This window comes from Helicobacter jaachi (assembly GCF_000763135.2).
GTDB classification, from domain to species: domain Bacteria; phylum Campylobacterota; class Campylobacteria; order Campylobacterales; family Helicobacteraceae; genus Helicobacter_C; species Helicobacter_C jaachi.
The window spans coordinates 166,004-179,254 of the sequence record NZ_JRPR02000002.1; the positions used below are offsets into that span (position 1 = coordinate 166,004).

Consider the following 13,251-nt stretch of genomic DNA (forward strand, 5'->3'; position numbering starts at 1 on the left):
GGCTTAGCATAAAGGCAAAATCGCGCGATTATAACAAATTGAGTATGAAAAGCAAATTAACGCGCGCGTAGCCAAGATATAGCGCGCTTTGGGAGTTTGAGTGCAGAAATAAAGCGCGCATAATATTTATAGCGTTTTTCTTCGGAATTTTTAGGATAAGCGCGGCGGAAAGCCTGCGCATAGGGTTGATTAAAAATATGCACCAAAAATGCCTCTAGTTTTTCATCAAATTGCTCTTTATGATTGGTATCTAAAAATAGTGGCGTTTGCAGTATAGTGAGCTGCTTTTTGGGGTTAGATTCTATATCTTTAATATGAGCGATTAAATCTTGCAAACAGGCAAAATCATGCGCATAAATGAGAGCTTGTGTATTCACCCCCCCCCCGTTAAATAACGCACCTTTTAGCAGAGTATCACCCCAATAAATAGGAATAGTTTGCGCGCCTGCGGCTTGGATTAGCTTTTCTGTGAGATAGCCGGGTGAGGAGGAGTTCTCAAAGCAGAGTGAAAAGAGGCATTCTTTTTGAAAGGCAAATTTATCTTTTAGCGGCGCGCCAATATTATTTAAATATTTACCTCCAGAATCTACGCGCTTAAACTTGCATAGCTCGTGGAATACTTGTTCTCTGTAAGGGTCGGCATTATGCCCATTACTTACAATAAAATTACAAAAACGCTTTTTTTGCGCGAGTGTTTGGGGTGTGATAAGGCTGTGTTTATGAAGTGCGCGTGTATAATCTGCTTCATAAAACAGATAAAGCGGATAGCGCATGTAGCGGTCAAGGAAATGCAAATGCTCAAAACCAATGGCATAATCACAAATATTAAAATTAGGCGATACATTCTCCCCTGTGAAAAAGATTCTCACACAATCATATTTAATATGCTCGCTGCCAAAGACGGAATAGAAAATATATGAGGGAGTTATAGAATCTAAAATCACTTCAAAATGCTTTTTAAGCATTTCACATAGCGCATTTGCAATGCCTTGCATATCGCCAAAATCACAAAATGCAATACGAATTTGCTTCATATTTATCCTTTAGCTGTGGGTTTTACTTAAGTAGATTCTGGCACGATTGCGGAATTTGTGCGGGATAAGGCTTCTTATAATAAAGCGCGGAATGACATAAAAGAGATATTTGAATGTATGAAATATGGGGAAAAGGCGATTATATTTATAGCCTATGGCGCAATCCTCTTTGAACACTTGCCAAGAGGGCTTTGAGCTTATGCCCTCACATGTAAAGCTTGATATAATAATGGGCAGGTAGGTGAATTTAGCACCATTATTGTAGGCTTTGGTAAAAAAATCCGTATCGCCAGCGATTTTAAAAGCAGTGTCATATTTATAGCGCCGCATAAGGGGCGTGGCGATAAAGGCAGATTGATGAATAAAGCGATGATGATATTTATGGGAGGTGTCTTGCGCATGGAGGATTTTAGAATGAATATTATCATAGATGATGTGCGTATCACCATAAATAACATCACTATCCCCCCCCCCGTAAGATTCTATAAATTGCGTAAAAAGCTCTGTAATGGTATGAGTATTATAGAATCTATCTCCGCTATTCATAAAATTACACCATTCTCCGCTAGCAAGCTCAATGCCTTTATTCATCGCATCATAAATGCCGCTATCTTTTTGGCTTAAAAATTTAAAATGCACATTTTTTTGCCTATGCGTGGCTTCAAGATAGAATCTAGCTTCATCTTTATGCGTAATATGCGCAAGATTTGTGATGTAAGATTCTATACATTCTTTTGAGCCATCATGGCTTGCACCATCAATGATTATATATTCAATATACGGATAATCCTGCGTAATGACAGAATCCATAGTCTCAAGAATATGGGCTTTATCATTATAGACAATAGTGATAATGCTCACTTTAGGGAAAGTCATAGATGTATGTCTTTTATCCGCCAGGGGAGTATCTCGCCCGCGTAAAGTGGAATAACGCGCCCAAGTGGCGTATCAATATGAGAAGGCACTTCAAAATTTTTACGCTCTAAAATAATATCCTTTTTAGGGAAATCGCTTAAGGCATAATGCGTAATAGCGCGATTGCTAAGAAAATCTTGTATATGCTCAAGCGCGTTATGAGATTCAAAAAGTGCTACGAGTTTAGGCAGTAGCACAGGCGCGGAGAAAATGCCCGCTGCGCCTTTAGCACTAAGTTTGGCAGATTCTAAATGTGGGGCAGAATCTGAACCAAAGCTAATTTTTGGGTGCGCACTTAGGGCAGCTTGCAGTAATGCATCTCTATCTTTGGGCGTTTTTAGCATAGGCTTGCAGAAAAGGTGTGGATTAAGCGCGCCACCTAGCACATCATCAAGGCATAATGTGATGTGATGTAATGTGAGCGTGCCATAGAGGTTTTCATACTTTTCTATCATCTCAAGGCTGCGCCTATCGCTCATATGCTCAATAATCACCTTTAAGCGCGGAAAGTGTTGCGCGATAAAAGCAAAGACCTCCAAAAACTCATATTCGCGCTCCATACAAAATCCATAACTTTCCCCATGAATAGATAAAATAAAGCCCAAATCCTGCGCAAGCTCAAAGATATGCAATGTTTTCTCGCATAATATATCACCCACACCACCTTCACTTCCGGTAGTAGCGCCCTTTGGGTAGAGCTTTAAAATCTTAATACCAGCATCTTTAGCCTTTTGCAGCTCTGCTTTATCTAAGTTTGGTGTGAGAAAAATGCTCACAAGCGGCATAAAGGGCTTTGGGCTATTAGATTCTATATTTGCCTTATATGCTAGCGCTTGCTGTGTCGTGGTAATGGGCGTTTTGAGATTTGGCATAACCACACCCGCACTAAAGATATTCGCGCTAAAGGGCAATATGGCATTTAGCATATCGCCCTCGCGCAAGTGCAAATGCATATCCATAGGATTAGTGATGTGAAATGTCATCTTTGCCCCTTAAATTTATAGAATTTGCACATTATAGAATCTGCGTTTATTGGCTAGTGCGCGCTTATGCGTTTTTGCACTTGCGCAAGTAGGGCTAAAAGATGAGATTTGTAATTTTGGCAATCTTGTTCATTGGTAGCCTCAAAGCGCGTAACAAGCACAGGTGTAGTATTGCTCGCTCGAATTAAACCCCAGCCATTTTCAAATACTACGCGCACACCATCAATGGTGATAATGTCTTTAAGCGGCGGAAAGTCTTTGGGCGGATTTTTTAACGCTTCGCTTAGAGCTGTAATAATGGGAAATTTATGCTCCTCTGTGGTTGGGATTTTCTCTTCATTAGTGCTAAATGTAGGCGGCAGGGCGTTAATGGTAGATTCTAACTCATCTGGCGTGGCGTATAAAAATAGCTCTAATGCCCTAAGCGAGGCATAAATAGCATCATCATAGCCAAAATATCTATCATTAAAAAAGATATGTCCGCTCACTTCAGCCGCGAGGTGGGCATTTGTTTCTTTAAGCTTTACCTTGAGATTGCTATGCCCGGTTTTGTGCATAATGGCTTTGCCAATTTTATTAATCTCATCATACATAGTTTGCGAGCATTTCACTTCACCAATGACAATGGGGCTAAGACAATGGCGCTTCATGTCGCGCGCAAAAAGGATAGCTAGCTCATCACCTTTGTAATTGTGATGAGTAGTGAGCAGCGCTAGCCTGTCCGCATCGCCATCAAAGGCTATGCCAATGGGGATAGAATCTGCTTGCATTTTTGCTTTAAGCGCGTGGAGATTTTCCTCCTCGCTAGGGTCTGGGTGGTGGTTGGGAAAAGTGCCATCAGGCTCAAAAAATAGCGGTGTGTAAGTGATATTAAGATTTTTTAGCACTTCTTTAATGCCAACGCCTGCCACGCCATTACCGCAATCCACAGCAATAGGGTAGGGGAAGTTTTTTAAATCAGCAAAGGCTTGAGTGAGATAGTTGATATAAGCCTGCAGAGCATTTACGCGCTTTGGCTGTGTAAAGTCGCTGGGCTGTGTGGGTAGAGTGTTGATTATAGAATCTAGCTCCCTGCCTAGCGAGTAGATTTGCTCCCCATAGAAGGGTGCGCGCTCAAGCGTGATTTTAAAGCCATTGTATTGGGGTGGATTGTGCGAACCTGTAATCATCACAGAATTTGGGCAAGTGATAGAATCTATGGTGTTAAAAGTGGCAAAATACGCCACAGGCGTGGGGATAAGCCCTAATTCAAATACCTCAATGCCAGCAGAGACAAAGCCTTGAGTGAGCCACTCAAAGAGCGTGGGAGAGTGTGTGCGCGCATCATAACCAATATGCACAAGCGGGGGGAGTTTAGCCTCTAAAATGCGCTTGCCAAGCAGCTGCCCTATACCAAAGACTACTTTGAAAGTGAGATGTTCATTAAAAATGCCGCGAATATCATACTCGCGAAAAATATGTTTAAGCTCCATTATAAATCCTTGTGAGTGATGTCGCGCGAAATTGTATCAAAAATTTATTACTTAGATTCTATAAAGATGTATTAAAATACGATGAAATCTTAGAATGAGTATAGAAACTTAATCATTTTTAAGATAAAATAAGCAATTTTTTAATAAGGGAAACCCAAAAAAGGCATTTATAGAATCTACAAAACGGCGAGGTAATGCAGCAGTGTTCAAACAGACATTAAAGCAGATAGTAACTTATGAGGCAGGGAAGCCCATCGAGCTCGTTATGCGCGAATTTGGCATTAAGCAAGATGAAATTATTAAGCTAGGGAGTAATGAAAACCCCTATGGCACTTCTGCAAAAGTCATTCAAACATTACAAGATAATGCCTACAAAGCAAGCTTGTATCCTGATGATTCTATGTATGAGCTAAAAAATGCCCTGAGCGCGCGCTTTGGTATAGAATCTAAAGAGGTGATTATAGGTGCTGGGAGCGACCAAATCATTGAATTTTGCATGCAGGCTTTAAATCATCAAAATGCCTGTGTGATTATGGCAAAAGTTACATTTGCGATGTATGAGGTGTATGCGCGCTTAGCTGGTGTAGAGATTTGCAAAACAGCAAGCGAGCAGCATAATCTCACAGAGTTTTTGCAGCTTTATAATGAGTGCAAAAGTCGCAATATGCGCATAAGCGCTGTGTTTTTATGTGTGCCAAATAATCCTTTGGGTGAGTGCTTAGACGCGCAGGCGGTGGAGGATTTTATTAAGCAAATCGATAAAGATACGCTAGTTATTATTGATGGAGCATATCAAGAATTTGCCGCGCACAAAGACGCGCTTAAGGCTTTTAACCCTGCACATTTGGTGAGTGCATTTGAGAATGTAATTTATCTAGGGACATTCTCAAAGGCTTATGGGCTAGGTGGTATGCGTATAGGCTATGGTATAGCTAGCGAGGCAATTATAAATATGCTCTACAAAGTGCGCCCGCCTTTTAATGTAACCACACTAAGCCTGCAAGCCGCACTTGTGGCGCTAGAAGATAGGGCGTTTGTGGAAAAATATATAGAATCTAATGCCGCGCAAATGCTTTTATATGAGGACTTTGCGCGCGAAAATGGCTTTAGTTTTATCCCCTCTTATGCTAATTTTATTACCCTTACACATAAGTGTATAGAATCTACGCATTTATGCGATTGGCTTTTAAGTAAGGGTGTGATAGTGCGCAATCTTGCCTCATATGGCTTGAATGCGCTGCGTATAACCATTGGCACGCCGCAGCAAAATGTGCGCGTGTTTGAGCTTATAAAAACATATTTACAAACTCATAATTAGGGGTATTCGTGGATTTAAAACTGATTTTTGAACAAATTACCAAAGTTTTAAATAAGCTCAATAAAAAGCAGCGCATCATTATTCTTACCACTTTTGTTGTCATCATCGCATTTTTAACTTATTTAGTTTTATTTAGGGTGGAGACAAAAAACGAGTATGAAAATTATGAAGTGCTTTTTAGTAATCTTAATCCCGAAGATAGCGCGGCAATCTTGCAAAGGCTGCAGCAAGACAAGATTCCATATAAAATTCCTCAAGATAATATTATTCTTGTGCCAAAGGATAAGGTCTATGAGCAGCGCATCGCTCTAGGCTCACTTGGACTGCCAAAGACGAGTAAAAATGTAGGCTTTGATATTTTATTGGAAAATAATGTGGGTGAAACGCCTTTTACGCAGGATATGAAATATCTTGTAGCAAAGCAAAATGAGCTTGCAAAAACTATTGAGAGCCTAAATCCTATTGAAAAAGCTATTGTTAATATCTCTATGCCTAAAGAATCGCTTTTTGTAAAAGATGGCTATCCTCCTTCTGCGTCTGTCAAAATCACTGTGCGCGATAATATGTTTTTATCAAATGAGCAAGCCATTGGGATTAAGCACCTTGTGGCTGCGGCTGTTGAGCGGCTAACGCCTGAAAATGTAAAAATCATTAATCAAGATGGCGAGCTTGTGGGCGGTGATGATGAGGCGCTACAGCAGGGACTGCGCGCTAAACAGGCTGCTTTTCAACGAAAATTTCAGCAAAGCAATGAAAATGCGCTAGAAGCAAAAATTGTTAAACTCTTGCAACCAAGCGTTGGCGATGGCGTGAGGGCGCAGGTTACGCTAGATTATGATTTTAGTGTGCGTAAATCTATAGCAGAGACTTTTGGGCAAAATCCTGTTGTGCGCGGCACAAGAGAGTATGAAAAAGAGCGCAAGGGCTTTCGTCCCCCACAAATTGGTGGTGTGCCGGGCGTAGTGAGTAATATCGGTCCTGTGCAGGGGCTTAAAGATGATGAGATGATGGAGTGGGAGAAAGAAAGCGAGGTAGTTATCAATAATGAAATTGATAAGACGGTGAGCAATATTGATGAGCATTATGGCGTGCTAAAGCGCGTGAGTGCTTCTGTAATGATTGATGGGCTATATAAAGAAGTGGTTGATGATAATGGCGAGCCGCGCTTAGAATACACGCCTAGAAGCCAAGAGGATATGAATAAATTTTTGGAGGGTGTGAAAAAGGCTATTGGCTACAATGAGGCGCGTGGTGACCAAGTTGAGGTGATTAATATGCCCTTTAGAAGCACGCAGCTTGATTATCGCCCAAAAGATTCTTGGGAGCTTTTCTCAAACAAAGTAGAGCGGTATTTAGGACCATTTATGCCGCTATTAAAATATGTCATTGTTGCAGTGATTATTTTTATTTTCTACAAAAAGATTGTTGCGCCATTTGCAGAGCGTATGCTTGAAGTGCAAGAGGAGGAAGATGATGATATAGAATCTCTTATGCAAATTGATGATGGCGAAGATGATTTAAATAAATTTAGCGAGTTAAGAAAGCGTGTAGAAGACCAGTTAGGTATTGGCTCTGGCTTTGATGAGGATAGCATTAAGTATGAAGTGCTGCTTGAAAAAATGCGTAATGTCATTAGCGAGCGGCCTCAAGAGATTGGCGCGCTTTTCCAAACGCTTATTAAAGATGAGCTTGATATTACTGAGGGCATTAATCATAAATAAATTTAGAGGAGTAAAGTATGGCAATTACGCTTAGCCCGCGCCAAAGAGCGCAATATGATGAACTCTCAATGTCAGAAAAGATTGCTATTTTGCTTGTGCAGTTGGGTGATGATATTACCTCTGAAGTCTTTCACCACCTTGATATTGATGCCATTACAGAAGTAAGTAAGCAAATCGCGCAAATGGGCGGCACGGATAAAACCATTGGCGCAGCAGTTTTAGAGGAATTTTATGTTATTTTTCAATCAAATCAATATATTAATTCCGGCGGTATGGACTATGCGCGCGATTTATTGATTAAGGCTTTGGGACCAGAAGCAGCTAAGGCGATTTTAGATAAATTAGCAAAGACTATGCAGTCTCAAAAGAATTTTGCCTATCTTTCAAAAATCCGCCCACAGCAGCTTGCTGACTTTATTATTAACGAGCACCCTCAAACTATTGCGCTTATCCTTGCACATATGGACGCTAGCGGCGCAGCGGAAACTTTGGGGTATTTCTCTGATGATTTGCGCGCAGAAGTGGCTATTCGTATGGCAAATTTGGGGGATATATCTCCAAGCGTGGTAAAACGCGTGAGTGCTGTGCTTGAAAACAAACTTGAATCACTCACCAGTTACAAGGTTGAAGTGGGTGGCACGCGCTCTGTGGCAGAAATCTTTAATAGACTTGGGCAAAAGGCGGCAAAGGCTACCATTGCGCATATTGAGCAAATCGATGAGCAATTAGCCATTGAGATTAAAGAAATGATGTTTACATTTGAAGATATTTCTAAACTTGATAATAACGCCATTAGGGAGATTCTAAAAATTGCTGATAAAAAGGATTTAACACTAGCGCTTAAATCCGCCCCTGATGAATTAAAGCAAAAATTTATGGGCAATATGTCCCAGCGCGCTAGCGAGCAGTTTATGGAGGAGATGCAATTTTTAGGCGCGGTCAAAGTGCGCGATGTGGAAAATGCCCAAAGAAAGATTGTCGAAGTAGTGCAAACACTTTCAGAGCAGGGCTTAATCCAGCTAGGAGAGCAAGACGATGTCATTGCTTAATCAAGAAAATATCATTGGGCAAGAGAAGCTTAAAAATCATAATATTAAAAAATATGAGTTTAAAAGTATCACAAATGAGATGATAGAATCTAGCAAGGAAATTGCCGCAGCCGCGCAGAATATGGAGCTACCAGCCCCACAAACGCAAGAAGAGGAGCAAAATGCGCAAGATATAGAATCTAATGCCCAAAAAATTGCAAGCCTTGAGCAAGAATTAGTTGAGCGGCTTTTGCAAAAAACTGATGAACTCTCCGGCTCCTTAGCAAAATTGCAAATTCAATTTGAAAAGCTCCAAGTTGAAAGCGAGCAACGCGTAGTGAGTGCGCGCGAAGATGGCTATAAGGACGGATATAGGGAAGCAGAGGAAAAGGCAAAAGATGAGCTATTTGCAGAGGTGAATGCGCAGAAAAAAGCTTTGGTAGATTCTATAATTACGCTTGAGAACACTTTGAAGCAAAGCCAAAAGCATTTAGAGGATTTAGAAAAGGAACTAAGCGCTATTGCGGTGGATATTGCTAAAGAAGTGATTTTAAATGAAGTGAGTGAAAACTCTCAAAAAATTGCCCTAAGCCTCACAAAAGAATTATTAAACTCCATAATGGACGCGACTAATATTAAAATTAAAGTAAATCCTAGTGATTATTTATTTTTAAAAGAGCAGCTAAAAGATAATAGCAAAGTAGAGATTATTTCAGATAGTGCGGTGTCTTTGGGTGGAGTGGTAATTGTGAGCGATAATGGTAATATTGATGGGACTATTATGTCGCGCTATAAAAATTTAAAGCAATCTGTGCTTGAAAATATGCGCGATTCGTAAAAAGCAAATAAGGGGAAGGAGCATATATGGAGACAAGGGCAAAAAGCGCGCTAGCTCTGTGCGAGCCTAAAAATAGCAATCTTAGCGCACTTTCTTTGAGCGAGCTTGAGGAGGTTGCCACTTGTATCCGCAAGAGAATCTTAGCAGTGGTAAGCTCTAATGGTGGGCATTTAAGCTCAACGCTTGGTGCGGTGGATTTAATTGTAGGTATGCATGCTGTCTTTGATGCAAGTAAGCAGCCCTTTATCTTTGATGTCTCTCATCAGGCTTATGCGCATAAACTCCTTACAGGGCGATGGGAGGAGTTTGATACGTTGCGGCAGTTTAATGGCATAAGTGGATTTTGTAATCCTAGAGAATCTATGTATGATTATTTTGTCGCTGGGCATAGCTCTACTTCTATTTCGCTCGCAGTGGGCGCGGCTAAGGCTATGGCATTAAGGGGAGAGGAGAGTATGCCTGTGGTGATGATAGGCGATGGCTCTATGAGTGCGGGGCTTGTGTATGAGGCGCTTAATGAGCTAGGTGATAAGAAATATCCAGCTGTGATTATCCTTAATGATAATGAGATGAGCATTTCTAAGCCTATTGGCGCTATTAGCAATTATCTCTCACAAATTCTCACCACTTCTTTGTATCAAAAAGTGCGCGATAATATCAAAAAAATCCTTGCAAAAATGCCAGATTCTGCTACTTATTTGGCTAAAAGATTTGAAGAGTCGCTCAAACTCATTACGCCGGGTATTTTGTTTGAGGAATTAGGGCTTGATTATGTAGGTCCAATTGATGGGCATAATCTTGAGCTTATTGTTGCTACCTTGCAGCGCGCTAAAGAGATGAAAAAGCCTGTAATTATCCATGCTCAAACGCTTAAGGGCAAGGGATATGAGATTGCAGAGGGACGCTTTGAGCATTGGCATGGCGTGGGTCCTTTTGATGTAAGCACTGGCTCATCGCTTAAAAAATCTGCCGCTCAATCGCCCACATCGGTATTTTCAGCGCATTTGCAATCTTATCTTAGCGATGAAAAGGTAGTGGGCGTAACAGCCGCCATGCCAAGCGGCACGGGACTTGATAGGCTTATTGAGAAAGCCCCGCAGAGATTTTGGGACGTAGCCATTTGTGAAGCACATGCGGTTACCTCAATGGCGGCTATGGCAAAAGAGGGATTTAAACCCTTTGTAGCGATATATTCGACATTTTTGCAACGCGCATACGACCAAATTATCCACGATGTAGGGATTTTAGGCTTGCCTGTGCGATTTTGCATTGATAGAGCAGGCATTGTGGGTGAAGATGGTGAGACACATCAAGGATTGCTTGATGTTGCCTATTTGCGCTCTATTCCTAATATGATACTTTTCGCGCCGCGCGATAATGCCACTTTGCGAAAGGCTATAGATTTTGCCTATGCGTGTAATAGCGCACCTTGCGCATTTCGCTATCCGCGTGGGAATTTTGTGCTAGATGATAATGAAATACCAGCAAGTGATTTTACACTAGGCAAGGCAGAGCTTTTAAGGCAGGGCGAGAATTTGCTGCTTATAGGCTATGGGAATGGCGTAGGCAGGGCGTATAGAGTGTATGAGGCATTAAGCGCACAGGGGTATAAGCCAAGCTTGTTAGATTTGCGCTTTGTAAAGCCGCTTGACAAGGAGACATTGCGCACTTTGCTAAAAACTCATAGCCATATTTGCGTATTTAGCGATAGCTATGCGCTAGGTGGCGTAGGCAGCGCTATCCTTGAATTTATGGCAAGTGAGGGGATTATCAATGTTGCTCTTAAAAGTTTTGAGATAGAAGATAAGTTTATCCCGCATGGCAATACTAAAATTATAGAATCTACGCTAGGCTTAGAGACTTCACAGCTCACAGAGAAAGTAAAATCCTTTTTCAAAGACTAAATAATATTATTATCAAGTTTATACAGCATAGGGCTAAACGCCTTTGAAGTGATGATAACTTGCTCCCCCACGCGCAAAAGTGCAGCTTCAAGGGGGTCGTAAATAATTTTTAGAATCTCCCCTCCGCACAGCAAGCTAATAACGCATAGCACATCTTGCGTGTCTATATCAATGATTTCACCTGTAAGTTTAATTTTTGCACTCAAACGCTTTTGGATAAAGATATCTTGATTGCTCCCATCATGAATGATTTGCCCGCCTTTAACCACAAAAGTGCGCGTAGCAAGGGAGAAAATCTCACTCAAGTTGTGGCTTACAAGCAGGGTTGTTAGATGAAAATGTTTATGGATATTTTTCAATTCATCTTGCAGAATCTGGCGCATAGCATTATCAAGGGCTGAAAAAGGCTCATCAAGCAGCAGGATTTTAGGCTTAGCACTTAGTGCGCGACATAAGGCTACGCGCTGGGACTGCCCACCGGAGAGCTGGTGGATTCTCACTTTTTTAAGCGATTGCAAATCCATAAGGGCGATTAGCTCATCGGCAAACGCCCTATCTTGCTTATCTCTTAGCCCAAAGCAAATATTATCATATACATTAAGATGAGGGAAAAGCGCATAGTTTTGAAATACAAAGCCAATGCGCCGCTTTTGTGGAGGGAGACTAATATGCTTTTTAGAATCTAGCCAAATCTCATCGCCCACGCGGATATAGCCATCTTTTACTTCATCAAGCCCACTTAAAATGCGCAAAATACTTGTTTTCCCCGCGCCACTTTTACCAAAAAGGGCGATAAACTCACCAAAATACAGCCTTTTATCCACGCATAGTTCAAACGCCCCACCGCTGCCTAGTAACTTTTTTTTAAAACGAATATGTATATCGCTCATAGCCTGCCTTTTATCATCTACAATACGCTTTTTGGTGTGCTAAGACGCTTATTAAGATAAAAAATAGCTAAAAGCAGCACAAAGCATATAACAAAAAGTGTGAGTGCGTATTGGTGTGCTAGAGGGTAGTTTAGCGATTCTACTTCGTCATAAATGGCAATACTTGCTACGCGTGTTTGTCCGGGGAGATTACCCCCTATCATCATCACAACGCCAAATTCGCCTATAGTGTGGGCAAAACTGGTAACGCAGCCAAGCAAAATAGCTGGCTTAATATTGGGTAAAAGCACAAAAAAAAGCGTGTAGATTCTATTTTTCCCTAGCGTAAAGCTTGCTTCTTTGAGCGAGGAGGGCAGGGAGGAGAGCGCGCTTTTTATGGGATTACACATAAAGGGCAGGGAGAAAATAACACTTGCCAAAATAAGCCCTTCAAAGCTAAATACAAGCTTAAAGTGAAAATGCTCCAATAAAAATGCACCTAAAGCATTTTTGGGACTAAAGGCAATAAGCAAATAGAATCCAAGCACAGATGGAGGCAGCACGAGGGGCATCCACACAAGCACTTCCAAAATAGGGCGCAGCGGGTTATTAGAAAAAGCTAGATAATTACCAATCACAATACCAATAGGCAGGAGAATAATCGTTGTAAGCGTGGCTACAAGAAAGGTAAGCTTCATTGTTTCAATAAAATCCATTATCCTATCCTTTCAAGCACAATATGCACAGGAGGAATATGCCATAGACATTGTGAATCTACCAAAGGTTTAGATGAAGGCACAAGGGCGTAAATATTAAGATACTGGGTGCTAGATTCTATATTTTGAGACTTTGGATTGTGAGATGTTATATTTTGGATTTTAGATTCTATAATGTGGGGTTCTAGCTTAAGGCGCGTAAAAATGCCATCGCATGTTTGCGAATGGAGAGCAGCTCTAAATGTATTTATCTCACCAAATGGAAAGGGCGAATGAGCGTTCAAAATAAGCACTTCGTTTTCTTTAAAAGTAGCAAGCACGTTGTCATGAATGCTAAACTCGCCCTCATTAATCACCACGCTACAAAGCAAGCCAAGCTCGCACTCCATTTGTATCATCGCACAGGCGTTGTGCGCGATGATTTTGGTAATGCGTGCAGGGATTTTATTCATA

Annotated in this window: 12 protein-coding genes; 5 read left to right on the forward strand and 7 right to left on the reverse strand. The window is 41.2% G+C overall.

Annotated features, from left to right (window positions below):
• Positions 1 to 56 precede the first annotated feature (56 nt).
• From LS71_RS04545 to LS71_RS04560, 4 genes are read right to left on the reverse strand one after another with little or no spacing between them, the layout of a single operon-like run.
• Positions 57 to 1,034 carry a glycosyltransferase family 10 domain-containing protein gene (locus LS71_RS04545; protein WP_034352281.1) on the reverse strand — a complete coding sequence of 326 codons (978 nt, stop codon included), beginning with the start codon at positions 1,032 to 1,034 and terminating at the stop codon, positions 57 to 59.
• 9 nt (positions 1,035 to 1,043) lie between these two features.
• The gene (locus LS71_RS04550; protein ID WP_034352279.1) at positions 1,044 to 1,910 is read right to left on the reverse strand and encodes a glycosyltransferase family 2 protein; all 867 of its coding nucleotides are present in this window, start codon (positions 1,908 to 1,910) and stop codon (positions 1,044 to 1,046) included.
• Positions 1,907 to 2,932, reverse strand: coding sequence for a dihydroorotase (pyrC, locus tag LS71_RS04555; protein ID WP_034352276.1), 1,026 nt, complete (start codon positions 2,930 to 2,932; stop codon positions 1,907 to 1,909). The genes LS71_RS04550 and pyrC overlap by 4 nt, the downstream gene beginning before the upstream one ends.
• A 53-nt stretch (positions 2,933 to 2,985) precedes the next feature.
• Positions 2,986 to 4,404, reverse strand: coding sequence for a phosphomannomutase/phosphoglucomutase (locus LS71_RS04560; protein WP_034352275.1), 1,419 nt, complete (start codon positions 4,402 to 4,404; stop codon positions 2,986 to 2,988).
• Between the two features lie 202 nt (positions 4,405 to 4,606).
• On the opposite strand from LS71_RS04560, the gene hisC reads away from it, so the two are divergent.
• Genes hisC through dxs form a run of 5 tightly spaced genes read left to right on the forward strand, consistent with a single transcriptional unit; the run spans position 4,607 to position 11,213 of the window.
• On the forward strand, positions 4,607 to 5,722 hold the full coding sequence (hisC, locus tag LS71_RS04565; protein ID WP_034352273.1) for a histidinol-phosphate transaminase: 1,116 nt from the start codon (positions 4,607 to 4,609) through the stop codon (positions 5,720 to 5,722).
• An 8-nt stretch (positions 5,723 to 5,730) separates the two neighbouring features.
• Positions 5,731 to 7,443: a flagellar basal-body MS-ring/collar protein FliF gene (gene fliF, locus LS71_RS04570; RefSeq protein WP_034352271.1), complete on the forward strand. Its 1,713-nt coding sequence runs from the start codon at positions 5,731 to 5,733 to the stop codon at positions 7,441 to 7,443.
• A 17-nt stretch (positions 7,444 to 7,460) separates the two neighbouring features.
• The gene (gene fliG / locus LS71_RS04575) at positions 7,461 to 8,492 is read left to right on the forward strand and encodes a flagellar motor switch protein FliG (protein ID WP_034352268.1); all 1,032 of its coding nucleotides are present in this window, start codon (positions 7,461 to 7,463) and stop codon (positions 8,490 to 8,492) included.
• Positions 8,479 to 9,309 (forward strand): flagellar assembly protein FliH, encoded by an 831-nt coding sequence (gene fliH / locus LS71_RS04580; protein WP_034352267.1) that lies wholly within the window; start codon positions 8,479 to 8,481, stop codon positions 9,307 to 9,309. The genes fliG and fliH overlap by 14 nt, the downstream gene beginning before the upstream one ends.
• A gap of 26 nt (positions 9,310 to 9,335) precedes the next feature.
• Complete coding sequence (dxs, locus tag LS71_RS04585; protein ID WP_081946212.1) at positions 9,336 to 11,213, forward strand: 1-deoxy-D-xylulose-5-phosphate synthase; 1,878 nt, start codon at positions 9,336 to 9,338, stop codon at positions 11,211 to 11,213.
• Here the strand turns inward: dxs and LS71_RS04590 are convergent.
• Genes LS71_RS04590 through LS71_RS04600 form a run of 3 tightly spaced genes read right to left on the reverse strand, consistent with a single transcriptional unit; the run spans position 11,210 to position 13,250 of the window.
• The gene (locus LS71_RS04590) at positions 11,210 to 12,103 is read right to left on the reverse strand and encodes an ATP-binding cassette domain-containing protein (RefSeq protein ID WP_034352265.1); all 894 of its coding nucleotides are present in this window, start codon (positions 12,101 to 12,103) and stop codon (positions 11,210 to 11,212) included. The two genes, dxs and LS71_RS04590, sit on opposite strands and share 4 nt — an antisense overlap.
• A gap of 17 nt (positions 12,104 to 12,120) precedes the next feature.
• A complete protein-coding gene (gene modB, locus LS71_RS04595) occupies positions 12,121 to 12,798 on the reverse strand; it encodes a molybdate ABC transporter permease subunit (protein WP_034352264.1) in 678 nt (225 codons plus the stop codon).
• Positions 12,798 to 13,250, reverse strand: a complete 453-nt coding sequence (locus tag LS71_RS04600) for a hypothetical protein (protein WP_034352261.1) — start codon at positions 13,248 to 13,250, stop codon at positions 12,798 to 12,800. Before LS71_RS04600 ends, modB begins: the two co-directional genes overlap by 1 nt.
• Position 13,251: the final 1 nt, after the last annotated feature.